Below are 23,848 nucleotides of genomic sequence, written 5' to 3' on the forward strand. Positions count from 1 at the left end.
TTGGCGACCGTCCGCCTCGAGGGCGCCCTGGCACGCAGCCGGGGCGCCTTCGGCACGCCCTCTCTCGCCCTCCTGCACCGCAAGGAGGGGCCGCTGGTCGTCGCCCTGCTGTCGCTGATCTTCACGCCCGGGCGCGCCACCGTGCCGACCGAGCAGATGCACGTGGAGGTCGAGGACCTGCTCGCCGAGGCGCGCGCCGCCGGCCACGACGTGCCCGACGACGCCGCCCGTGCGCTGTGCTCGCGCTGGGTGGCGGGCCGTTGGCTGGTGCGGGCGCTCGACGACGACGGCGTCGAGCAGTACCAGGTGAGCTCGCACGCGGCGGAGGCGCTCGCGTTCGTCGACCGCACCCAGGGCGCGCGGGCCCTCGTGAGCGAGTCGCGCATCCGCACGCTGCTCGTGGCGCTGGACGGGCTCGCGCGCGACGCCCGGCCCGACCGCGAGTCGCAGCAGCGCGCCCTGCGGGAGCAGATCGCGCGCGCCCGCGACGAGATCGCCGAGGCGGAGGCCGAGCTGGCGCGCCTCGAGGCCGGCGGGCCCGTGGTGCAGCCGCCCACGGACCGGCTGGTCGAGCAGTTCGACAACGTGGCCGCGCTGGTGCGCGAGCTGCCCGCCGACTTCGCCCGCGTGGCCGAGTCGATCGCGGAGCTGCAGCGCAGCATCGTCACCGGTCTGCGTCAGGACGAACGTCCCACCGGCGAGGTGCTGGGCGCCTATCTGGAGGCCTCCGACTCGCTCATGGAGCGCACGCCGGAGGGCCGCGCCTTCGCGGGCGCGATGGAGCTGCTGCGCGACCCGCAGCTGCTCGGCAAGGTCGACGAGCGGGTCCGGGCGGTGCTGGCGCACCCCTTCGCCGCGGACCTTCCCGCGGACCGCAGGGAGACCGTGCGCGCGCTGTACTCCCAGCTGCTGGCCGCCGTCGACGGCGTGCTCGACGCGCAGGCGCGCGCCTCGCGGACCATCACGCAGCAGCTCACGGTGCACAACCCGTTGCGCGACCGCGAGCTGGACGCCGCGCTGCGCGAGGCGACCGCGGCGATGGCGGAGTGGTTCCCGACGTCAGGGCGTGCGGCGCGCGTCGATCCCCTGCGCTGGCTCGAGCGGGCGCGCCTCGGCCGTTTCCGCGCCCAACTGCACGACCTGCGCCCCGACACGCCGCCCGACGCCCTGGCCGACCTCGACGACCCCGGGCACGACACCGGCGGCGAGCCCGGCCAGGTCCTCGGCGGGCTGCGCGGCATGGGCGGGCCGCGCTACGAGGAGACCACCGCGCACGCGGCACGGGTGCTGCGCGAGCGGGGCGGCGCCACGGCGGACGAGGTGTTCGCCGCCGGACCGGCCGAGCTGCGCCGGCCCGTGGAGCTGCTGGGCTACCTCGAGCTGGCCGCGCCGGACGCGCTCGACGCGGCGATCGGGGACGGCGACGGGATCGGCGACGTGCCGGCGGCCCGGCTGCGCCGTGTGACGGCGGTGCGCGCCGACGGCAGCACGCGCGACCTGGTGCTGCCGCGCGTGGGTCTCACCGCAGCGGGCGTGGTGCCCGGCCTGCCCGGCGACGAGCCCCATGACGTGCCCGACGACGAGGAGGACGCATGACCGACACGACGGCCGAGCCGGTGGAGCACGTGGCCGAGACCGACACCGTGGCGGCCGAGACGCCGTTCGTCGAGATGCCCGCGCTGGCGGACGACGACGCCGCGCTGTTCGCCGGGGACACGGGCGTGCTGCCGTACGAGGCGCGGCGCGCGCTGGCCCTCGTGCTGCAGCGGCGGTACCTGTCCGCGGCGGCGCACCCGGCCGAGTGGAAGGCGCTGCTGGCGCACCAGAACGTGCTCGCCTCCCGCTGCCACGACCTGTTCGTGGAGCTCGTCGTCGACCGCGACTACGAGATCGCGTACAAGCGGCAGGTCCGCGAGGCGGGCCTGAGCATCCCGGTGCTGCTCAAGGACGAGCCGTACAAGCGGGTCGAGACGCTGCTCATGCTGTTCGCGCGCAACCGCTTCCGGCAGGAGCAGGGCGCGGGGGAGCGGGCCGCGCACGTGGACGCGGAGGAGCTCGTCGACTACGCGCTCGGCTTCCTCGCCACGGACGAGACCAACCTGGCCGCGCGCCGGCGCGAGGTCGACAACGCGATCGCGACGCTCGTGCGTGAGCACGTGCTGGACGAGGTCGCCGAGGGCCGCTACCGCGTGCAGCCGGTCGTGGAGATCCTGCTGCCCGTGGAGCGCCTGCGGGAGCTGACGGCGTGGCTGCGCTCGCCGTCGGCCGGGTCGGCAGCGTCGGGCGAGCCGGCCGAGGCGGGGGACGACGAGACCGACGCGGTGGAGACGACGGGCGCGGCCGACGAGGCCGACGTCGTCGAAGAAGACAACGAGGAGCCGCGCGCATGACCATCACGAGCGACCCGGCGGAGCAGGTCGCCGCGCCCCGCATGCAGCAGTCGCTGTTCGGCCTCATCCCGACGGCGTCAGACGGGCGCCAGTGGACGGCGCGCTCGATGCAGCTGGTGAGCTGGGGCGGCTACCACGGCTACCACGAGGTGCGGTTCGCGGGCACGACGACGCTGCTCACGGGCGCGTCCGGGTCCGGCAAGTCGACGCTGCTGGACGCGTACATCGCGCTGATGATGAGCCACACGACGCCGTTCAACGGGGCGTCGAACACGGCCACGAGCGGGCGGGCGCGCGGGCAGGAGCAGCGCAACGTCGTCTCCTACGCCCGCGGCAAGCTCGACGAGGAGCGCACGGCCGGGTCCGCGCGGGCCAAGGACCGGGTGCTGCGCGGCGAGACGTCGGACACCTGGTCGGCGATCGCGATGACCTGGTCCTCGCAGGCGGGCGAGCGGTTCACGGCGCTGCGCGCCTGGTACGTGCCGCGCGGCGCGCAGCGCACGGACGAGACGACGGCGGTGCGCGCCGTCGTCGACGCGGACTTCAGCCTGCGCGACCTCGAGCCGCTCGCGGCCCAGCGGTTCGGCAAGGCCGGGCTCACGGCGGCCGGGCTGACGTCGTTCGACACGGACAAGGCGTTCGCGACCCGCCTGCACGCAGCGCTCGGCATCGGCGCCGCGGGCGACGGCGAGAAGGCCATGCAGCTGCTCGGCCGCATCCAGGCCGGCCAGCAGATCACCACCGTGGACTCGCTCTACAAGGCGATGGTGCTCGAGGAGCCCGAGACGATCCGGGTGGCCGAGCGCGCCGTCGAGCACTTCGACGAGCTCAGCGAGGTGCGCGCCGAGATGGACACGGCGCAGCGGCAGGTCGACGTGCTGCGCCCGATGCTGGAGCACCGGGCGGCGATCGACGACGCCGCCGCGCGCCGTCGGCTCGTGGACGCGCTCGGGCCCGACGGCGGCGCCGGCGGGACCGGGCCAGGCGCGGAGTCTGCCCGGACCACGCCGTTCACCGCCTGGCGCGACCGCCTCCAGCTCGACCTGCTGCGCGCGGCCGAGGCGGAGAACCGTGCCCAGCACAAGGCCGCGGCCGAGCGGGTCGCGGTGGCCGAGGAGCGGCTCGCGGCCGCCCAGGGCGAGCTCGAGCAGGTGCGCGCCGACCAGCGTCGGAACGGCGGCGACGCCATCGAGGCCGCGGAGCGCGACGTGCGCACGGCCGAGCAGCGCCTGGCCGAGGTGCGTCGCGCCCGCGCCGAGCTCGAGGGCCACCTGGCGCCGCTGGAGCGCGAGGTGTCCTCGCGGCGCGAGCTCGACGCCCTGCACGGCGACGCCCGCCGGTACCTCGACGAGCGCGACACGCACACCGACGCGCTGTCCGAGGCCGTCGTCGAGGCCGCAGCGCGCGAGAAGGAGGCGATGCGGTCCCTCGCGGAGCTGGAGCGCGAGGAGGCCTCCCTCAAGGCGCGGCGCGGCAACGTGCCGCGCGAGCTGCACGAGGCGCGCGAGGCGCTGGCGCGGGCCGCCGGCCTGCGGCCCGACGACGTGCCGTTCGTCGGCGAGCTGCTCGAGGTGCGCGGTGAGTACGAGCCCTGGCGCGAGGCGATCGGGCTCGCCCTCGGGGGCTTCGCCGTCACCGTGCTGGTCGACGAGGCACGGCTGGACGCGTTCCGGTCCGCCATCGACTCCGTGCGCTCCCCGGTGCGCCTGCGCTTCGAGGGCGTGCCGACCGGGCTCGCCCTGCACGAGGAGGCCGACCGCTCGCTGCTGCCCGGCCGGCTCGAGGTCAAGGCGGGGCCGTTCGGAGGCTGGCTCGCCGGGCGCCTGGCGGAGCGGTTCGCCTACATGTGCGTGGACGACCCGAGCGAGCTCGCCCGTCACGCCGAACTGAACGAGCCCGCGCTCACGCGGTCGGGCCAGACGTCGGAGGGCCGACGGGGTGCGCACGGCGGCCAGGGCCGGTCGTCGGTGCTGGGCTTCAGCAACCACCGGCGGCTCGAGCAGCTCGCCGAGCAGATCGGCGCGGCGCACCAGGAGCTGCGGCAGGCGTCCGAGGCGCTCGCGGGCGCTCGGCTGCGGCAGAAGGGCGAGGCCGACCACTTCGTCGCGTACAGCCACGCGCTGCGGGCCGCCTGGGACGACGTCGACGTGCGCGGCGCCGAGGAGCGGCTCGCCGAGCGGCGGGACCGGCTCGAGGCGCTGGTCGCCGGCTCGGACGTGCTGCGCGCGCTCAAGGCGGACGAGGATGCGCTGCGGGCCCGGGTCGACGAGCTGTACCGGGAGCGGGCCGCCGCGCAGCAGCGGGTCACCGAGCTCGGCGCCACGTGGGAGCAGCTCAGCGACCAGGTCGACCAGGTCGCGGACGCCGTCGACCGCGCCGACGACGAGGGGATCGAGCCGACGCCGGAGCAGGAGCGGTGGCTGGCCGAGCTCATGGCGCAGGTCGGCTGGTCGGGGGTCGCGGGCACGTCGGGCAGCGGCCTGGCGGACCTCACCACCGCCGTGACCGCCGTCGTGCGCGAGCTGCACCACGCGCGCGACGCCGCGCAGGAGTCCGAGCGCGCCGCGCGGGCGGCCCTCGCGGCCCTGTTCGAGCGGTTCAACGACACCTGGCCCGACCCGAACCGCAGCGCGGACCCCGACGGCGCGTACGCCGACTTCCTGCGGATCTACGAGGACCTGGAGTACCAGCAGCTGTACCGACTGCGCGACCGGTGGTCGGCGCACCTGCGCCAGATGTCCGGCGACCAGCTCACCCGGCTCAACAACGGCATCGCGCAGGCGGTCGCGGAGATCCGCGACCGCATGGAGCCCGTGAACGCGATCCTCGCGACGCTCCCGTTCCGCGACGACGCGCACCGGCTGCGCATCACCGCCACTCCGGTCGAGGCCTCGGACGTCGTCTCCTTCCGGCGCCGGCTGCGCGAGCTGGCCACCGCCCCCGCGGGGGACGTCCCGCTCGCCGAGCACGAGCGCCGGTACGAGCGGATGCGCAGGCTGATCGACCGCATCCGTCCCGACAGCCCCGAGCGCCGGCGCCTCGTGGACGTGCGCGAGCACGTGCGGGTGAGCGCCGAGTGCGTGGACCTCGCGGGCAACCACGTGAGCGTCTACGACCACATCGCCGGCAAGTCCGGCGGGGAGTCGCAGGAGCTCGTCGCGTTCATCGTCGGCGCGGCCCTGCGCTACCAGCTCGGCGACGCCGGCGCCGAGCGGCCTCGGTACGCCCCCGTCTTCCTCGACGAGGCGTTCATCAAGGCCGACGCCCGGTTCGCCGGCCGCGCGGTCGGGGCGTGGCGCGGGCTGGGCTTCCAGCTGATCGTCGGCGCCCCGCTCGACAAGGTCAGTGCGCTGGAGCCGCACGCCGACGTCGTGCTCCAGGCCATCAAGGACGCCGGTGGCAGGTCGCGGCTCGTGACGCTCGTGGGGGAGTGAGGCTCCGGCCGGCCGTGCGCGGCCGACGTCGGGCACGGGGCCGTCAGGGCGCCCCTCGCGTCGACGTGGTGGGTGCGGTCGCGAGGGGGAGGAGGACCTCGCGCAGCAGCCGCTCGACGTAGGCGGGGGTCAGCTCGGCGCCCTCGACCACCTTGCGGTACGAGATGAGCGCCGGCACCACCGCGCTCACGAGGTCGAGGTCGCGGTCGGCCGGCACCTCGCCGCGGTCGCGCGCGCGCTCGAGGACCGTGCGCATCTGCTGGATCTTGGGCCGGACGAAGCTCGCGTGGAACTGTCGCGCGAGCTCGGGGTCGTGGCGGACCTCCGCCATGAGGCCCGGGACGAGGCGGTCGGTCGCGGCCGACTTGCGGGCGCGCCGCAGGTGCTCGAGCGCCAGCAGGTCGCCCTCGAGCGATCCGGTGTCCGGGATGTCGGCGGGGTCGAGGTCGTTCCCGAGCCCGCACGTCACGGCGTCGACGGCGAGGTCCGACTTGGTGGTCCAGCGGCGGTAGAGCGTGGCCTTGCTGGCGCCCGCACGCCCGGCAACGGCGTCCATGGTCATCCCGCCGTAGCCGACCTCGGCGAGGAGCTCGCGCGCGGCGTCGAGGATCGCGACGTCGCGGGAGGCGTCGCGCGGCCGCCCGCCGCGCACGGCGGGGGAGGCGGGTGCGTCGACGGCGTCGTCGGCGGCCTTCATGGTGGTCCTTCCGTCCGTCGGTTCGGGGTGGGACGAGCATGTCACCCCGACGGCCGTGTTCGCCGTCGGTGAACACGACGTCATTTCCGGTACTCAGCGGTTTCGAAACTAACGAGTACCGCTTACGGTCGATCGTACCCGCGCCGGCACGTCCCGGGCCCGGGCCCTTCTTCCGTCTCCTGGGGAGCACCCTCCATGACCATTCCTCCGGCGCCCTCGCGCGCCACGGACCCCCGCCGCTGGCTGGTCCTGGCGACCGTCGCCATCGCCCAGCTCATGGTCGTGCTCGACGCGACCATCGTGAACATCGCCCTGCCGTCGGCTCAGGCCGAGCTCGGCTTCAGCGACAACGACCGCCAGTGGGTCGTGACCGCCTACGCGCTCGCGTTCGGCAGCCTGCTGCTGCTCGGCGGCCGCCTCTCCGACCTCCTCGGCCGCCGCCGCACGTTCCTCGTCGGGCTCGTCGGCTTCGCCGTCGCGTCCGCGCTCGGGGGCGCGGCGCAGAGCTTCGAGATGCTCGTGGCGGCCCGTGCGCTGCAGGGCGTCTTCGCCGCCGTCCTCGCGCCGTCGGCGCTCTCCGTGCTGACCACCACCTTCACCGAGCCCGCCGAGCGCGGCCGCGCGTTCGGCGTCTTCGGCGCGATCGCCGGCGTGGGCGGGGCCGTCGGCCTCCTCCTCGGCGGGTTCCTCACCCAGAACCTCGACTGGCGCTGGAACCTCTACGTGAACCTCGTGTTCGCGGCGGTCGCCGTGGCCGCCGGGCTCCTGCTGCTGCCCCGCGGCGAGCAGGGCCGCCGGCAGCGGCTGGACGCGCCGGGCGTCCTGCTGGGGTCGGGCGGCCTGTTCCTCCTGGTGTACGGCTTCTCCCAGGCGGAGCCGCAGGGCTGGGGCTCGCCGTGGACGTGGGGCTCCCTCGCGGGCTCCGTCGCCCTGCTCGTGGCCTTCGTCGGATGGCAGGCACGCGCCGCGCAGCCGCTCCTGCCGCTGTCGATCGTGCGCGACCGCGACCGGTCGGGCTCGTACGTCGCGATCTTCGTGGCCGGCGTCGGGATGTTCGGCGTCTCGCTCTTCCTCACCTACTACCTGCAGGCGACGCTGGGCTACGACCCGATGCGCACGGGCGTCGCCTTCCTGCCGATGGTGCTCGCCCTCGTCGCCACGGCCCAGGTGTCCAACAACCTCTCGCTGCCCCGTCTCGGCGCGAAGGTCCTGGTCCCGGTCGGGCTCGCGATCTGCATGATGGCGATGCTCTGGCTCTCGCGGCTCGACGTCGACAGCACCTACGCCACCGGCGTCCTGCCGGCCCTCGTGCTCTTCGGGGTCGGCATGGGCAGCGTGATGCCGCCGTCGGTCCAGACGGCCACCGTCGGGGTGCAGGGGCCGTACGCGGGCGTCGCGTCCGCCATGGTCTCCACCTCCCAGCAGGTGGGCGGAGCGGTCGGGACGGCCGTGCTCAACACGCTCGCCGCCACCGCCGCGACGACCTACGTGGCCGGGCACCTCCCGTCGACGCCCGACGTCGTCGCTCAGGCCGCGGTGCACAGCTACGACCTCGCCTTCACCTGGTCCGCCGGGATCTTCCTGGTCGGCGCGCTCCTCACCGGCGCACTGTTCCGGAGCAAGAGGGTGCGCGAGCGCCGGGCGGCGCCCCTCGCCGCCCCGGCCGTCCCGCACGCAGGGACGGCGGCCGCGGCCCGTGTGTAGTGTCGGGACGTGACCGAGACCACGCCTCTGATCACCAGCCCGGAGCCGACCGTCGAGGGGTTCGTGCGCGAGTACCTGCACGAGCTGAACTTCACCCAGGGCACGATCCTGGAGCGGGCGACGGCCAACGACCGCTACCTCGCGCTCGCGCGCACGGTGCGGACGTACCTGATGTCCCGGTGGATGCAGACCACGGTGAGCCAGTACCGCACGCAGGCCAAGGCCGTGGCCTACCTGTCCGCGGAGTACCTGCTGGGCCGCCAGCTCGACAACGCGCTCATCGCGACGGGGCTGGAGGAGGTGGCCGCCGAGGCGCTGGCCAGCCTCGGCCTCGACCTCGACGAGCTGCGGGAGGTGGAGGTGGAGCCCGGCCTCGGCAACGGCGGGCTCGGGCGGCTCGCCGCGTGCTTCGTCGACTCGCTGGCGACGATGAGCGTGCCCGCCATCGGTTACGGCATCCGGTACGAGTACGGCATCTTCCGGCAGACGTTCGTCGACGGACGCCAGGTCGAGGAGCCGGACACGTGGCTCGACAACGGCGACCCGTGGGAGTTCGCGCACCCCGAGCACGAGGTCACGGTCGGCTTCGGCGGCCACACGGAGCGCTACACCGACGACGACGGACGCGAGCGGACGCGCTGGGTGCCGGGCTGGCAGGTGCTCGGCGTCCCGTACAACTCGATGGTGCCGGGCTACCGCAACGGCCGCGTCAACACGCTCCGGCTGTGGAGCGCGCGGGCCACGCACGCGTTCGACCTCAAGATCTTCAACTACGGCGACTACGCGGAGGCCGTGCGGTCGCAGACGTTCGCGGAGAACATCTCCAAGGTGCTGTACCCGGAGGACTCCACGCCGCAGGGCAAGGAGCTGCGGCTGCAGCAGCAGTACTTCTTCGTCGCCTGCTCGATCCGTGACTTCCTCGACCAGCTCCTGCCGCCGGACTTCGACCTGCACGACCTGCCGGACCGGATCGTCTTCCAGCTCAACGATACCCACCCCGTCATCGCGATCCCGGAGCTCATGCGGATCCTCGTGGACGAGCGCGGGTTCGAGTGGGACGACGCCTGGCAGGTGACGCAGCGCTGCTTCGCCTACACGTGCCACACGCTGTTGCCGGAGGCGCTGGAGGTGTGGCCGGTCGAGCTCGTCGGGCGCCTGCTGCCCCGGCACCTGGAGATCATCTATCGCATCAACGACGAGTTCCTCGCCCAGGTGCGCGAGCGCTCGGGCGGCAACGAGCTGCTGGTGCGGCGCATGTCGATCATCGCCGAGCACCCCGAGCGGTCGGTGCGGATGGCGTACCTCGCGACCGTCGGCGGGTCGAAGGTGAACGGCGTCGCCGAGCTGCACTCGCAGCTGCTGCGCGACAAGGTGCTCGCCGACTTCGCCGACTTCTGGCCCGAGAAGTTCACCAACGTCACCAACGGCGTCACCCCGCGCCGGTTCGTGAAGCTGGCGAACCCGGGGCTGTCGGGGTTGATCACGGAGGCCATCGGCGACGGCTGGGTCACCGACCTCGACCGGCTGCGCGAGCTCGAGCCCCTCGCCGACGACGCCGAGTTCCGCCGCCGGTTCCGGGAGGTCAAGGCCGCGAACAAGGACCGGCTGGTGGGGTTCCTCGAGGCGCGCGACGGCATCGTGATCGACCCGGCCACGATGCTCGACGTCATGGTCAAGCGGCTGCACGAGTACAAGCGCCAGCTGCTCAAGCTGCTGCACGTCGTGACGCTCTACGACCGCATCACGTCCGGGGAGCTGGAGCTCGGCGACGTCACGCCGCGCACCGTCGTCTTCGGCGCGAAGGCCGCCCCCGGCTACGTGATGGCGAAGGAGATCATCGCGCTCATCAACCACGTGGGCGCCGTGGTCGCCGCGCACCCCGACGTGTCCCGGGTGCTGCGGGTCGCCTTCCCGGCGAACTACAACGTCACGGTCGCGGAGACGCTGATCCCGGCGGCCGACCTGTCGGAGCAGATCTCCCTGGCGGGCAAGGAGGCGTCCGGCACGGGCAACATGAAGTTCGCGCTCAACGGTGCGCTCACCATCGGCACCGATGACGGCGCGAACGTCGAGATCCGGCAGCTCGTGGGGGACGACAACTTCTTCCTGTTCGGGCTCACCGAGCCCGAGGCGAGCGCGGTGGCGGAGGCCGGGTACCGACCCTCGACGTACTACGAGGAGAACCCGTCGCTGCGCCGGGCCCTGGACCTGGTCGCGCGGGGCACGTTCTCCGGCGGCGACGCGTCGGTCTTCGAGCCGATCGTGTCCAACCTGCTCAGCGAGGACCGGTTCATGGTGCTCGCGGACTACCAGGCGTACCTCGACGCGCAGGAGCGGGTGGAGCGCGCCTACGCCGACCCGGACGCCTGGAGCCGGTCGGCCGTGCTCAACGTGGCCCGCTCGGGGTTCTTCTCCTCCGACCGCTCCGTGCGCGACTACCTCGACCGCATCTGGCACGCGGCGCCCCTGACGGGCGGCTGACCGGGACCGGCGCCGGGCCGCGGGTCAGCGCCGTCGGCGCGTGCCGAACATGCTGCGGGTGATCTCGCGGGCCAGGGTCGTGCCGACCGTGGTGAGGATGGCGTCCATCGGGCTGCGGGCGCGCGACGTCGAGCCGGAGCGCGAGGCCTTCTGCGCCTTCCGGGCGTCGGCTTCCGCCTCCTTGCGCGCCCGCGCGGCCTCCTTCTCGAGCTCGGCGGCGCGTTCCGCCGCCTCGTGGGTGGCGGCGTCCTGCGCGGCGCGGGCCCGCAGCAGCTCGTACGCCGACTCGCGGTCGACGGAGGCCCCGTAGCGGGCCTGGCCGGGAGAGGCGGCGACGGCGGCGTCGAGCACCTGCTGCGGCGCGGGGTCCATCGAGGCCTGCGGGGCGCGCACGCGCGTCCAGGCGACCGGCGTGGGCGCGCCCTTCTCGTCCAGCAGCGTGACGACGGCCTCGCCCGTGCCGAGCGACTGCAGCAGCCGCTCGAGGTCGTAGGGCGAGGTGGGGAACGTGCGGGCGGCCGCGCGCAGGGCCTTCGCGTCGTCGGGCGTGAAGGCGCGCAGCGCGTGCTGCACGCGGTTGCCGAGCTGGGCGAGGACGTCGGCGGGCACGTCCTTGGGGGACTGGGTGACGAAGAAGACGCCCACGCCCTTGCTGCGGATGAGCCGCACCGTCTGGACCACCTGCTGGAGGAACTCCTTGGAGGCGCCCGTGAACAGCAGGTGCGCCTCGTCGAAGAAGAACACGAGGCGCGGCTTGTCGGGGTCGCCCACCTCGGGCAGCTCCTGGAACAGCTCGGCCAGCAGCCACATGAGGAACGTGGAGAACAATGCCGGGCGGTCCTGCACGCCCGGCAGCTCGAGGGCGGAGATCAGCCCGCGTCCGTCCGGGGCCGTGCGCAGGAGGTCGGCGGTCTCGAACGCGGGCTCGCCGAAGAACACGTCGCCGCCCTGCGCCTGCAGCCCCACGATCTCGCGCAGGATGACACCGGCGGTGGCGGCCGAGACGCCGCCGATCCCCTTGAGCTCCTGCTTGCCCTCGTCGGAGGTGAGGTACGCGATGGTGGCCTGCAGGTCCTTGAGGTCGAGCAGGGCGAGCTGCTGCGTGTCGGCCCAGTGGAAGATCAGCTCCAGGCTGGAGGACTGCGTGGCGTTGAGGCCGAGCACCTTGCTCAGCAGCAGCGGGCCGAAGTCGGTGACGGTCGTGCGGATCGGCACGCCCGTCCCCAGGCCGCCGAGCGAGTAGAACTCCACGGGGAACGACGTGGGCGTCCACGCCTGCCCGACGCTCGCCGCCCGCTCGGCGACCTTGGGGTTGTCCGGGCCCTCGACGGCCAGCCCGGACAGGTCGCCCTTGATGTCGGCGAGGAACACCGGGACGCCCTGCGCCGACAGGCCCTCCGCCATGCCCTGCAGGGTCTTCGTCTTGCCGGTGCCCGTGGCGCCCGCGACCAGCCCGTGGCGGTTGAGCGTCGCGAGCGGGAAGCCGATCTGCACGGTCGGGTCAGGTGCCGGGTCGCCGCCGAGCGGCCCGGACAGCAGCGCCCCGAGCGGCAGCGTCGGGGCGTCGGAGGCGTAGCCCGCGCGCACCTCGTCGGCGTACGACGACGGTGCCGCGGGCTCGGCGTCGGGCGTCGCGGCGCCGGCGTCGTCCGGCGGGGGAGCGGCGTCGGTCGTGAGGGCTCCCGTCGCCGCCGCGTCGTCGGCGGGTCGCGGCGATCCGGGGTCCGGCGGTGCTTCCCTGCTCGCGGCCTCCGCCGCCTCGAGCGCCGCCTGGGCGGCCGCAGCCTTCGCCTCCGCCGCCTCGGCGGCGGCCTGCGCGGCGGCCGCGCGCAGGGCGGCGAGGTCGGCGTCGTCGGTGGGCGGTGTCCCCTCGGCCATGGCTCGCACGCTAGCGCGCGCCCGCACCGGGTGCGCGGCGAGCATGGCCGATCAGATTGAGAACCGTTCTCACATCTGCTTCACTGGGCGCGCACATGAGAAGCGTTCTCAAGTGCTCCCGTCGTGCTGCCCTGACCTGGAGAGAGACATGCCCACCCCCACCCGAACGACCCTCGCCCGCGGCGTGCGCCGCGGGCCGGCCCTGGGCCTCCTCGCCCTGGCCGTTCCCGCCGTCCTCGCCGGCTGCGCCTCCGGCGAGCCCGCCGGGACCGACGCCCGGACGGCCCCGGCCGAGACGACGGCGCAGGCCACCGAGGCCGCCGCCGCGACCGCCCGCCTCGCCCTCACCTACGACGGCGGCGTCGTCGTCCTCGACGCGCAGACGCTGGAGCAGGTCGCCGACCTGCCGCTCGAGGGCTTCACCCGCCTCAACCCCGCCGGCGACGGCCGCCACCTGCTCGCCTCCACCACCGGGGGGTTCCGGGCCCTGGACCTCGGGGCGTGGGCGGAGGCGCACGGCGACCACCACCACTACTGGACGTCCGAGCCGCGCCTCACGGACGTCACCTACGCCGCCGAGGAGCCCGGCCACGTCGTCGTGCACGGCGGCCGCACCGTGCTGTTCGACGACGGGACCGGCCAGGTCCGCGTGCTCGACTCGGCCCACGTGGCCGAGGGCGAGGCCCCGGTCCGGGAGCTCACGACGCCGTCGGCGCACCACGGCGTCGCGGTCCAGCTCGGGGACGACACGCTCCTCGTCACCGAGGGCACGGAGGAGGCGCGCTCGGGCGTGCGCGTCCTGGACGCCGACGGCGAGGAGATCGCGGCGAGCGACGAGTGCCCGGGCGTGCACGGCGAGGCGGTCGCGGCCGGCGAGGCCGTCGTCGTGGGCTGCGAGGACGGCGTCCTCGTCTACGCGGACGGCGAGCTCACCAAGGTGCAGGCGCCCGACGCCTACGGGCGCATCGGCAACCAGGCCGGCTCCGAGGAGTCGCCGATCGTGCTCGGCGACTACAAGACGGACCCCGACGCCGAGCTGGAACGGCCCACGCGCATCTCGCTCGTCGACACGCGCACCGGCGAGCTGACGCTGGTGGACCTGCCCTCGAGCTACACGTTCCGGTCCCTCGCCCGCGGCGACGACGGCGAGGCGCTCGTGCTGGGTACGGACGGTGCGCTGCACGTCGTCGACCCGGAGAGCGGCGAGCTCGAGTCGTCCATCCCCGTGATCGACGCCTGGGAGGAGCCCGCCGAGTGGCAGGAGCCGCGCCCGGCCGTGCTGGCGCTCGACGGCTCGGTGTACGTCACCGACCCGGTGACGAGGTCCGTGCACGCGGTCGACGTGGAGACCGGCGAGGTCTGGAAGTCCGTGCAGCTCGACGTCGCACCGAACGAGATCTCGGGCGTCTCCGGTGACGTGGAGGTGCACGGCACCGACGAGCACGGCGACGAGGCGCACGGCGACGAGGCGCACGACGAGGCTCACGACCACGAGTGACGGCCCCGGGCGACGGCGACGCCGCCCGGGGCGACCCGGGCGGCGTCGGTAGACTCCCGCCGATGCCCCTCGACCTGCCCCTCCAGCCCGGCTCCGTCCGCGTCGTCACCGACTCGACCGCGTGCCTGCCCCCCGCCGGCGACGGCGTGGTCGCGCCCGTCGTCGTCCCGCTGCGCGTCGTCGCGGGGGAGGAGTCGTGGCGCGAGGGCGTGGACATCACGCCGGAGGAGGTGGCCGCGCGCATCGCCGCGGGCGAGCGGCTGAGCACGTCGCAGCCCGCGCCGACCGAGTTCGCCGCCGCGTACCGCGACCTCGCCGCCGACGGCGCGCGGGCGGTCGTCGGCGTGCACCTGTCGGGGGCGCTGTCCGGCACCGTCGAGGTCGCTGCGGGCGCGGGGCAGCGCGCCATGATCCCGGTGCAGGCCGTCGACTCCCGGACGGTCGCCATGGCCCTCGGGTTCGCCGCGCTGGAGGCGGCCCGGTGCGCCGCCGAGGGGCACGACGCCGCGACGGTCGCCGGCCGCGCACGACAGGTCGCGGAGTCGAGCACGACGGTGTTCCTGGTGGACTCGCTGGATCACCTGCGCCGCGGCGGGCGGCTGTCCGCCCCGGCGGCGGCGCTCGGCACCGCCCTCGGCGTGCGGCCCATCCTCGGCATGCGCGACGGCGTGATCGAGATGACACAGCGTGTCCGGACGCGTCGTGCGGCGACCGACCGGCTGGTCGAGCTCGCGGTGCGGCGCGCGGCGACGTGCGAGGACGTGGGCGTGGCCGTGCACCACCTCGGCGTGCCCGAGCGGGCCGACGAGCTCGCGGCCCGGCTCGCCGCGGAGACCGGGGTCGAGCCGGTCGTCACACCCGTGAGCGCGGTGCTCGGGGCGCACGTCGGGCCGGGTGCCCTCGCGGTCGTCGTCGCCGAGCTCGGCGGTCGCCCCGGCGACCAGGGCGGACGCCGCGACGGCAGCGTGCGCTGAGGAGCCTGCCCCCAGGGACCGGTCGTCCACAGGGTGCGGCGCGCGGCGCCGGTCGGGCCGGCGGCGACCCTAGCGTCGCCGCGTGACCACCACGCTGCCCCCTGATCACGGCGACGCCGACGCACCACCGCCCGACCCCCTCGCGCTCGCCGACGCTCGGCCGAGCGACGCACGGCCCGGCGGATCCGAGGAGGGACCGGACCGGGCGCTCGGCGAGGCCGCGGCGCGGCTCCAGGCCTGGCGCGTCCTGCGTGCGGATGCCGACGCGCCGCCGAGCGCCGGGCGGGGACCCTGGGACGGCCGCGAGGGCGGCCGGCTTCCGGAGGCGTGGCCCGCGGTCGACCTGGCTGGCGGCCAGGACGGGGCGGGCCGGCCGACGCCGGACGGCGAGGACGAGCTCGCCGACCGCCTGCGCGCCCGCCGGTCGGCGCGGCACGTCGCCGCCGCGTACACGGCGGCGCACGGGCACCCCGTCGACGGGCACGACGACGGCGGCGGACCACGGCGCTGGTCGATCGGGCTCCGGGCGGCGGTCGTGGCCTCCGTCGCCGTCCTGCTCGTGGCCGTCGTGGTCGCGGTGGTCGCGACCGCGCGGCCCGACGACGTCATCACGCTCGCCGGTGCGAGCGCGTCGTCAGCGGCCTCGCAGGCCTCCGTGGGTCCGTCCGCCGCTCCGTCCGGCGCCTCGGAGCCCGCGGGCGGCACGACCGCCGCGACGGGCTCGTTCCCGGAGGGAGCCGGCGGCGCGGGACGTCCTCCGGGGACCTCCGAGGCGGCACCGGCCCCCGGCACGGTGGTGGTCCACGTGGTGGGCGAGGTGCGCGAGCCCGGCCTGGTCACGGTCCCGGCGGGCGCACGGGTCGCGGACGCCCTGGCCGCCGCCGGCGGCACCACCCGGCGGGCCGACGCCGCGGGCCTCAACCTGGCGCGCGCCGTGGTCGACGGTGAGCAGATCCGCGTGCCGAGGCCCGGGGAGACGGTCCCGGCGCCGGGCGCCGTGCCGGACGGGGCCGACGGGAGCGCGACGGGAGGCGCGCCGGGCACGTCGCCGGGCGGAGCCGTGAGCCTCAACTCCGCGACGGCGGCGGACCTCGAGGTGCTGCCCGGCATCGGCCCGGCGCTGGCCGGGCGGATCGTCGCCTGGCGCGAGGAGAACGGTCCGTTCACCAGCGTCGACGAGCTGGACGAGGTGTCCGGCATCGGCCCGTCTGTGCTCGCGCAGGTCCGCGACCTGGTGACGCTGTGACGAGCCCGCCATCCGGTGTCGCCGCCGGTGCCGCTGTCAGTGGCCCCGCCGTCGCCCCGCGCGCGGTGGCGGCCGCCCCTGACGGCCGTGGGACGCCGTCCCCTCCGTCCCGGCGCGTCGACCTGCGGCTGGTACCGGCCGCCCTGGGCGCGTGGGTGGCGGCGTGGGCGCTCACCGGGCCCCTCGTCGGGTGGGCGGGCGCAGTGGCCGTCGGCGCGGTGCTCGGCAGCGTCGGCGTCGGAGTGGTGGCCGTCCTCGCGTCGCGGCCCGCGCGCCCGTCCCGGGCCCAAGAGTGCCCCCGGTCGGTGCCACGAGACCCGCCGCGGGTGGGTGCCGCCCGGCTCGCGACGAGGCACGTCGTCGTCGCGTTGGCGTGCCTCGCGGCCGTGTCGCTCGCGGTGCACGCCCAGGTGGCGCGGCAGGCGCCCGTGCGCTCGTTGGCCGGTCAGGGCGCGCACGCCGAGCTGGTGGGTCGGGTCGTGTCGGAGCCGCGGCCCGCCGTCTTCGGCGACGGCGAGCGCTGGCAGCTGGCCGTGCAGCACGTGACGGCGCGGGGGACCGCGTCGTCCGCGTCGGGCCTCGTCGAGGTCACCGCGGACGGTTCGGCGCCGCGCTACGGGGCGACCGTCGCGGTCTCCGGGGTGCTGCGCCCCGTCGACGGGGGCGACGGGCCGCTCGCCCGACTGACGGCAGCGGGGTCCGTGACCGAGCGCGCGCCGCCCTCGGCCCTGCCGCGCGTGACCCACGCGATGCGGTCGGCGCTGCTGGACGTCACCGAGCCCCTGTCCGCCCAGGCCCGCGGGCTCGTGCCGGGCGTCGCGGTCGGCGACACGAGCCGCGTGCCGGAGGCCGTCGACGAGGCGATGCGGGTCACGAGCCTCACCCACGTCACCGCGGTCTCCGGCGGACACTTCGCGATCGTGGTGGCGGCGCTCACGGCCCTGTGCGCGCTGGCCCGGGCGCCGCGACCGGTGCGCGTCGCCGTGGTCGCGGTCGCAGCGGGGGCCTTCGTCCTGCTCGTCCGGCCCGAGCCCAGCGTGCTCCGGGCGGCGTGGACGTGCGCCGCCGCGCTCCTCGCGCTGGCGCTGGGCCGGCCGTCGTCGGGCCCACCGGCGCTCGCCGCGGCGGCCACGGTGCTGCTCGCCGTCGACCCCTGGCTCGCACGGTCCTACGGCTTCGTGCTGTCGTGCGCGGCGACCGCGGGGCTCGTGCTCCTGGCGGGCCCGCTCGCCCGGCGGCTCGCGCCGTGGACGGGCCGCCCGCTCGCGTTCGCGCTCGCGGTGCCGTGGGCCGCGCAGGCCGCGTGCGGCCCGGTGCTCCTGCTGCTCGACCCGCACGTGCCAGTGATGTCGGTGCCGGCGAACCTGCTCGCGACTCCCGCCCTGGTCCCGGCCACCGTGCTCGGCCTCGTGGCCACCCTGCTCGCCCTGTGGGCGCCGGGGGTCGCGCTGCCCGTCGCGTGGCTCGCGGGCCTCGCGACGGGCTGGATCGCCGGCGTCGCCCGGACCTTCGCCGCCGTGCCGGGCGCGCGCCTGCCCTGGCCCGCGGGACCGCTCGGGGTGGCGGCGCTGACGCTGCTCACGGTCGCCACCCTCGCGCTCGTGCTGCGACGGCCGCCCGGCGAGGGCTGGCGCCGCGAGTGGCGGGAGGTCGCGCCCCGGGCCGTGCGCCGGGTGCGGCGGCGGGTCCGGCGCGCGGCGGTGCGCCACGGGCGCGCGCGGACGGCCATGGTCGCCGGCATCGCCGGCGCGGCGCTGCTGGCCGTCCTCGTCGTCGCGGTGCCGCGGCTCGCCGGCGCCGGCCACACCGTCCCCGAGGACTGGCAGGTGGCCGCGTGCGACGTCGGGCAGGGCGACTCGCTCGCGGTGCGCACCGGCCCGTCGTCGGCGGTCGTGGTGGACGTCGGCCCCGACGGCGAGGCGGCCGGCCGGTGCCTCGACCGGCTCGGGGTGACGACGGTGGACCTGCTCGTGCTCAGCCACTTCCACGCCGACCACGTGGGCGGGCTGGCCGCCGTGCTGCGGGGCCGCACGGTCACGTCCGCGCTCGTGTCGCCGCTCGACGAGCCGGCCGGCCAGGCGGAGCGGGCCAGGTCGCAGCTGGCGGCCGCGGGCGTGACCGTCCGCGCGGCGGCCGTCGGGGACGGCGGATCGGCGGGCTCGTCGACCTGGCAGGTGCTGGCCGCGTCGGGCGGCTCCCGTGCGGCCGGGTCGGGCGGCAGGGGCGACAGCGGATCGGACGAGGGCGGGGGCGCGAACGACGCCAGCGTGGCGCTCGAGCTGCGCACGGCCGGCGGGCTCGACGTCGTCGCGCTCGGCGACCTGGAGGAGGGTGGGCAGGACGCGCTCGCCGCCGACCTCGCCGCGACCGGGCGTGCGGCCGACGTCGACGTGGTGAAGATGGCCCACCACGGGTCGCGGTCGCAGTCCGCCGCGCTCGCGGAACGCCTGTCGCCCCGCGTCACGCTCGTGAGCGTGGGCGCCGGCAACACCTACGGGCACCCGACCGACGACGCGCTCGCCCTCTACGGGTCCGTGGGGTCCGCACTCGTGCGCACCGACCAGTGCGGCACCGCGGCGCTCGTGGTCCGCGGCGACGAGATCGGCCTGGCCTGCGGCTGACGGTGGGCGCGTCCCGGCGTCGTCTCGGCGTCGTCTCCACCGGTGCGTGGTCCCGGGCGGGGCCGAGGGGAGGTGGAGGGCGCGGGCCGGGGAGGGCGGGCGTGCCGGGGGCGTCGGCGGTTCGTGGCAGGCTGGGGCCGTGCCCGCCGCCTCCACGTCCCGACAGTCCCGTCCCGCCCGCAAGGGCAGGTCCTCGGCGAACAGCCGGTCGTGGGACGACCCCACGCTGGCCCCGGTGGTCCTGGTGCGCGGGCCGGAGGGGCTCCTCGCCGAGCGGGCGGTGGACGGCATCGTCGGCCTGGCGCGCGAGCGCGACGCGACCACCGAGAAGGCGGAGCTCGACGGCGGTACCTACGCTGCCGGCCAGCTCGCCGTCGCGGCCAGCCCGTCGCTGTTCGGTGAGCCGAGCGTGGTCGTCGTGCGGGGCGCCGAGGCCGCCACGGAGGACCTCGTCGCGGACGTGGTCGCGTACGTCGCGGCACCGGACCCGGAGACGGTCGTCGTGGTGGTGCACGGCGGCGGGCAGCGCGGCAAGAAGATGCTCGACGCGATCGTCGCGAGCGGCGCCCCCGTGCTCGAGTGCGAGCCGATCACCAAGGACGCGGACAAGGTCCAGTTCGTCACGGCCGAGTTCCGTGCCGCTCGCCGCCGGGCGGACGCGGCGGCCGTCCGAGCTCTCGTCGACGCGCTGGGCACGGACCTGCGCGAGCTCGCGTCCGCCTGCTCCCAGCTCGTCGCGGACACGACAGGCACCATCAGCGAGACCGTCGTCGACCGGTACTACGGCGGCCGGGTCGAGGCGACGGGGTTCAAGGTCGCGGACGCCGCCGTCGCGGGCGACACGGGCGGCGCGGTCGCGCTCCTGCGCCACGCCCTGGCGACGGGCGCCGACCCCGTGCCGATCGTCGCCGCCCTCGCGCTCCGCCTGCGGACCCTGGCGCGGGTCGCGGCCATCCGCGGCGGCGCGGCCACCGCGCGCCAGCTCGGCCTCCAGGACTGGCAGGTGCGCAACGCCCAGCGGGACCTCGCCCGCTGGACTCCCGAGGGTCTCGCGACCGCCATCGGCGCCGTCGCCCAGGCCGACGCCGACGTCAAGGGCGGCGGCCGCGACCCCGTCTACGCCGTCGAGAAGGCCGTGCTGACGATCGCTCGGTCCCGCCGCGGCTGACCCAGACCGCCGTGGGCGGGACTGGGCCTCACCTCGGGCACGACACAGGCCCGAGCTCCCGCTCACGACAGAGGCCGGAGACGCGCGAAGGGCGCCGCACCCGCTGGGTGCGGCGCCCTTCGGAGCCTTGCTGTCCGGTCCGACGTGAGAGGCGTCGGGCGGACGGAGCGCGACGACTACAGGCGACTCAGAGAGCCTCGACCTGCTTCGCGATGGCCGACTTGCGGTTCGCGGCCTGGTTGGCGTGGATGACGCCCTTCGAGACGGCCTTGTCGAGCTTGCGGGACGCGGCCTGCAGCGCGGTGGTCGCGGCCTCCTTGTCGCCCGCGGCGACGGCCTCGCGCACCTTGCGCACGTAGGTCTTCAGCTCAGACTTGACGGCCTTGTTGCGCAGGCGCGCCTTCTCGTTCGTCTTGATGCGCTTGATCTGGGACTTGATGTTTGCCACGTGTGGACTTCCTGGTGTGTTCGCCTGCCGGCGAGCGGATAGGTCGTAGAGGGCGGCCACAGCTCCGGGACTGGGGTGGGGAACCCGTGGAGAGGAACTGCGGCTGTGCCCGCCGACCTGGGCGGACACGCAAACATCAACGATAGCAGAGGGGTTGGCAGGGCAGAACCGCGTGCGCGGGGCCGTCCTGTGAGATGCGCCGGAGATCCGGGGGCCGGACGCCCGGATCAGCGTCTGGCGTCCGCCATCGCCCGGGCGACCCGGTCGAACGTCCGACGGTCCATGACGGCGCCCTCGCGGCGCACGGCCCGCGGGTCCACCCGGATCACCCGGTTGAGGCGCACCTCGCTCGGTCGCTTCCGCGAGTCCCACGCCCCGGTGCCGACGTCCATCCACAGCCGTCCGTGGCGGGCTTCCTGCGCGGCGTCGCGGTCGTGGTCCTTGCTGGTCAGCTGCAGTGCCAGGAGCCAGGCGCCGTCGCGGCCCACGAGCAGCACCGGCCGGTCCTTGCCCTGGCTGTGGTCCTCCTCGTACGGCACCCACGTCCACACGACCTCGCCCGGGTCGGGCTCGCCGTCCAGGCTCGGGGAGTACACCGGGCGCACCGTGCCCGTGTAGTCGCCGGGGTAGCCGGCGGCCCGGGCGGGCGCCGACGCGCCGCGCCTTGTACTCGAGGGCCGCGTGGTCGCGGTGGAGCGCGAGGGGGTGCGCGTGGTACCGCGCGACGACGGGCGCGTCGCCGAGCGCAGCACGTCCACCAGCAGGTTCAGCCATCGGTTCGCCACGGCGGACAGCCTACGTGCGGCTCGCGGCGTGCCGCCTACTCCAGCACGAAGCGCGCCAGCCGGTCGGCCATCGCCTCCGGGTCCCACGAGTGGTCGGCGCCAGGGACGGTCTCGGCGGTGCCGTCGGGCACCGTCCCGGCCAGCCGGCGCGCCGCCTCGGGCATCCCGGGAAAGGTCCGCGTGCCGGTCATCGCCAGCAGCGGCACGTCGATGCCCGACAGCCCGCCGTCCTCCAGGGCGCGCGTCGCCCAGGCCAGGGCCTGCGCGTCGGCCCGCTGCGAGACGACGGACGCCGCGACGGCGGGCCAGTCCGGGGACGCCTTGGCCCCGGCGAGCCACTCGGGCGGCATGTCCTTCATGAAGTGCTCGGTGGCGCCCTCGAGGTCGTCGGCGTCGATCCGCCGCTCGATCTCGGCGGTCCAGGCGGCCGTCTCGTCGGCGCCGGACTCCAGCGGGGCCTCCCACAGCGCGAGCCCGAGGACGGGGAGGCCGCGGTCCGCCGCCCGCAGCGAGATCGCGCAGCCCGAGGAGTGCCCGCAGAGCACGGCCGGTCCGCCCGCGACGTCGAGCACCGCAGCGACGGCGTCCAGCTCGCGGTCCAGGCCGAGGCGCCCGGTGGCGGGGGAGTCGCCGCGGCCGAGCCGGTCGAAGACGACGGTCGTGACGCCCTCCTGCGCCAGGAGCTCGGCCGTGCGGGTCGTCACCGGGTCGACGGCTCGGAACGGCCCGGCGCCCGCGACGAACACGACCGCGGGGCCCGAGCCGCGCAGGTCGTAGGTCACGCGGTCGCCGCTCGCGGTGCTCACGGTGGCGGTGGTGACCGTGGCCGTCGTGACGTCCGCGGCTGCGGGGGAGGTGGCGGTCTCGTCGCTCATGCCGGGTGGACCGTGGGCCCTGTCGCGACTCATCGGTCGGGCTGTCGGAATGGTCAGGGCACGAGCGGCCCGGCGAGCACGCGCCGCGCCGCGTCACGGTCGCCCCCGACGACGGCGCCGGCCTCCTCGGGAGTGAGCCGTCCCCAGAGCAGCAGGTCGAGCCGCTGGGCCGTCGCGGTGAGCGTCGCGTCGGGCACCGACTCGCGGTCCTCGGCAGGCCCGATCGTCCACGACCAGCCGAGGTCGGACGCGACGACGCGGATCCGGTCGGTCAGCGGTGCCATCCGACCGAGCCGCACCTGCCGCGGCTGGAACACGGTCACGACCTCGTCGACGCCGTCGCCCCACACCTCGGGGGCGACGCCGACCGCGTCCAGCGCGTCCGGGCCGGACGCCAGCCGCGCGGCGTGCAGGTCGTGCAGGTGGACGAGCGTCTCGTGGGTCTGCCGTCGCCACCAGAACGACGCCGGTCCGTCGCCGACCAGCGTCCGAGCCGCGCCGTCCGGGCCCGCGGCGTCGAGCGTCGCGCGCAGGTCTGCGGCGTGCCGGGCGTAGAGCTCGGCGAGGGTGTGCCGAGCGCCGGGCCCCGCGAGGTCGGGCGCGGGCAGGTCCTCGTCGCGGGAGGGGTCGCCCACGGCCATGCCCGCCGCCCAGTGGTGCACGCCCGCGAGGTGCAGCACCAGCTCGGCCGCGCGCCAGTCGCCGCAGGCCGGCACGAGCGCGTCGGGCGCGACGTCGGGCACCGCGGCGGCGAACTCGCCCTGGAGGCGGGCGAGCAGCGCCAGGCGGTCGGGTTCCGGCCCGCCGTCGGTGCGTCGTCCCGTGCGCGGGTCGACGGCGGGGCGGGGGTGCACCGTGTCAGGCGAGGTGCCGGACGAGGTAGCGGGCGACGGCGGCATGTCGCCGAGGCTAGCGTCGCCGCGGCGCAGCGGGGAGGTGATTCCTCAGGCGCTCAGGGCGGCGTCGACCTCGCGGAGGAAGTCGTCCAGGTCGTCGGGGGTCCGCGAGGTCACGAGCGGGAAGCCGGCGCCGTCGTCGCGCACCACGGACCGGTCCACCCAGCGGCCCCCGGCGTTCCGCACGTCCGTCGCCAGCGAGGGATACGAGGTGAGCGTCGCGCCGCCGACGCACCCGGCCTCGACCACCGCCCACGGGCCGTGGCAGATGGCGGCGACCGGCCGGCCCGAGTGCGCGAAGGTGGCGACGAGCCCGACGGCGGCCTCCTGCAGGCGCAGCGTGTCCGCGTTGATCGTGCCGCCCGGCACCAGCAGCAGGTCGACGCCCTCGGGGTCGACGGCGTCGTACGTCGTGTCGGCGGGCACGGGGCGGCCCGGGTCCTTGTCTCCGACGAGGGTGCGCACGTCGCCGGGCTCGTTCGAGGCGACGACGACCTCCGCGCCCGCGGCGCGCAGGTGCTCGAGCGGCACGACCAGCTCGTCCTGCTCGACGCCGTAGCTGGTCACGATCGCCAGCACTCGCTTCCCGGTCAGCTCGGCCATCCTGGGCTCCTTCCGTCGTGTCGGTCGGTGGCCCTCGACGGTAGGCAGCGACGACGCCTGCCCGCACGCCGACCTCGGCACGGACCCATGGGACAATGGCCGGGCCTCGTCACCACCGACGACACCCACCAGCGACCCTGACGGAGCGAA

General features: G+C 75.7%; 17 protein-coding genes. 10 read left to right on the top strand and 7 right to left on the bottom strand.

Annotated features, from left to right (window positions below; genetic code table 11):
- Genes ACQP60_RS11230 through ACQP60_RS11240 form a run of 3 tightly spaced genes read left to right on the top strand, consistent with a single transcriptional unit; the run spans position 1 to position 5,824 of the window.
- A complete protein-coding gene (locus ACQP60_RS11230; RefSeq protein WP_429732222.1) occupies positions 1–1,596 on the top strand; it encodes a DUF3375 domain-containing protein in 1,596 nt (531 codons plus the stop codon).
- On the top strand, positions 1,593–2,390 hold the full coding sequence (locus ACQP60_RS11235; protein WP_429732225.1) for a DUF4194 domain-containing protein: 798 nt from the start codon (positions 1,593–1,595) through the stop codon (positions 2,388–2,390). Before ACQP60_RS11230 ends, ACQP60_RS11235 begins: the two co-directional genes overlap by 4 nt.
- Positions 2,387–5,824 (top strand): ATP-binding protein, encoded by a 3,438-nt coding sequence (locus ACQP60_RS11240; RefSeq protein ID WP_429732228.1) that lies wholly within the window; start codon positions 2,387–2,389, stop codon positions 5,822–5,824. Before ACQP60_RS11235 ends, ACQP60_RS11240 begins: the two co-directional genes overlap by 4 nt.
- 43 nt (positions 5,825–5,867) lie before the next feature.
- Here the strand turns inward: ACQP60_RS11240 and ACQP60_RS11245 are convergent, their stop codons facing one another.
- Positions 5,868–6,521, bottom strand: coding sequence for a TetR/AcrR family transcriptional regulator (locus tag ACQP60_RS11245; RefSeq protein WP_429732231.1), 654 nt, complete (start codon positions 6,519–6,521; stop codon positions 5,868–5,870).
- 195 nt (positions 6,522–6,716) lie between these two features.
- On the opposite strand from ACQP60_RS11245, the gene ACQP60_RS11250 reads away from it, so the two are divergent.
- Positions 6,717–8,225 carry an MFS transporter gene (locus ACQP60_RS11250; protein WP_429732234.1) on the top strand — a complete coding sequence of 503 codons (1,509 nt, stop codon included), beginning with the start codon at positions 6,717–6,719 and terminating at the stop codon, positions 8,223–8,225.
- Positions 8,226–8,234: 9 nt separating this feature from the next.
- Positions 8,235–10,706, top strand: coding sequence for a glycogen/starch/alpha-glucan phosphorylase (locus ACQP60_RS11255; protein ID WP_429732237.1), 2,472 nt, complete (start codon positions 8,235–8,237; stop codon positions 10,704–10,706).
- 24 nt (positions 10,707–10,730) lie between these two features.
- On the opposite strand, the gene ACQP60_RS11260 is transcribed toward ACQP60_RS11255, so the two are convergent.
- A complete protein-coding gene (locus ACQP60_RS11260) occupies positions 10,731–12,584 on the bottom strand; it encodes a helicase HerA-like domain-containing protein (RefSeq protein WP_429732240.1) in 1,854 nt (617 codons plus the stop codon).
- Between the two features lie 148 nt (positions 12,585–12,732).
- Here ACQP60_RS11260 and aztD point away from each other — a divergent pair, with 148 nt between their 5' ends.
- The 5 genes from aztD (at position 12,733) to holA (ending at position 20,091) form a co-directional block, all read left to right on the top strand.
- Complete coding sequence (gene aztD, locus ACQP60_RS11265; RefSeq protein WP_429732242.1) at positions 12,733–14,082, top strand: zinc metallochaperone AztD; 1,350 nt, start codon at positions 12,733–12,735, stop codon at positions 14,080–14,082.
- Between the two features lie 62 nt (positions 14,083–14,144).
- Positions 14,145–15,056 carry a DegV family protein gene (locus ACQP60_RS11270; RefSeq protein WP_429732245.1) on the top strand — a complete coding sequence of 304 codons (912 nt, stop codon included), beginning with the start codon at positions 14,145–14,147 and terminating at the stop codon, positions 15,054–15,056.
- Between the two features lie 82 nt (positions 15,057–15,138).
- Positions 15,139–16,302, top strand: coding sequence for a ComEA family DNA-binding protein (locus ACQP60_RS11275; protein WP_429732248.1), 1,164 nt, complete (start codon positions 15,139–15,141; stop codon positions 16,300–16,302).
- Positions 16,303–16,607: 305 nt separating this feature from the next.
- Positions 16,608–18,923 carry a ComEC/Rec2 family competence protein gene (locus tag ACQP60_RS11280; RefSeq protein WP_429732251.1) on the top strand — a complete coding sequence of 772 codons (2,316 nt, stop codon included), beginning with the start codon at positions 16,608–16,610 and terminating at the stop codon, positions 18,921–18,923.
- Between the two features lie 139 nt (positions 18,924–19,062).
- Positions 19,063–20,091 (top strand): DNA polymerase III subunit delta, encoded by a 1,029-nt coding sequence (gene holA, locus ACQP60_RS11285; RefSeq protein WP_429732254.1) that lies wholly within the window; start codon positions 19,063–19,065, stop codon positions 20,089–20,091.
- A gap of 187 nt (positions 20,092–20,278) precedes the next feature.
- Here holA and rpsT read toward each other — a convergent pair whose 3' ends face one another.
- The 5 genes from rpsT to ACQP60_RS11310 form a co-directional block, all read right to left on the bottom strand.
- Entirely contained in the window at positions 20,279–20,539 is a 261-nt protein-coding gene (rpsT, locus tag ACQP60_RS11290; protein ID WP_429732257.1) for a 30S ribosomal protein S20, read from the bottom strand.
- A gap of 227 nt (positions 20,540–20,766) precedes the next feature.
- Positions 20,767–21,324, bottom strand: a complete 558-nt coding sequence (locus ACQP60_RS11295) for a type II toxin-antitoxin system PemK/MazF family toxin (RefSeq protein ID WP_429732260.1) — start codon at positions 21,322–21,324, stop codon at positions 20,767–20,769.
- Positions 21,325–21,359: 35 nt separating this feature from the next.
- Positions 21,360–22,199: an alpha/beta fold hydrolase gene (locus ACQP60_RS11300; RefSeq protein WP_429732263.1), complete on the bottom strand. Its 840-nt coding sequence runs from the start codon at positions 22,197–22,199 to the stop codon at positions 21,360–21,362.
- A gap of 53 nt (positions 22,200–22,252) precedes the next feature.
- A complete protein-coding gene (locus ACQP60_RS11305) occupies positions 22,253–23,098 on the bottom strand; it encodes a maleylpyruvate isomerase N-terminal domain-containing protein (protein WP_429732266.1) in 846 nt (281 codons plus the stop codon).
- Between the two features lie 45 nt (positions 23,099–23,143).
- On the bottom strand, positions 23,144–23,698 hold the full coding sequence (locus ACQP60_RS11310; RefSeq protein WP_429732269.1) for a DJ-1/PfpI/YhbO family deglycase/protease: 555 nt from the start codon (positions 23,696–23,698) through the stop codon (positions 23,144–23,146).
- Positions 23,699–23,848: the final 150 nt, after the last annotated feature.

It is taken from the genome of Isoptericola variabilis, from assembly GCF_050311655.1.
Classification (GTDB): Bacteria; Actinomycetota; Actinomycetes; order Actinomycetales; family Cellulomonadaceae; genus Isoptericola; species Isoptericola variabilis.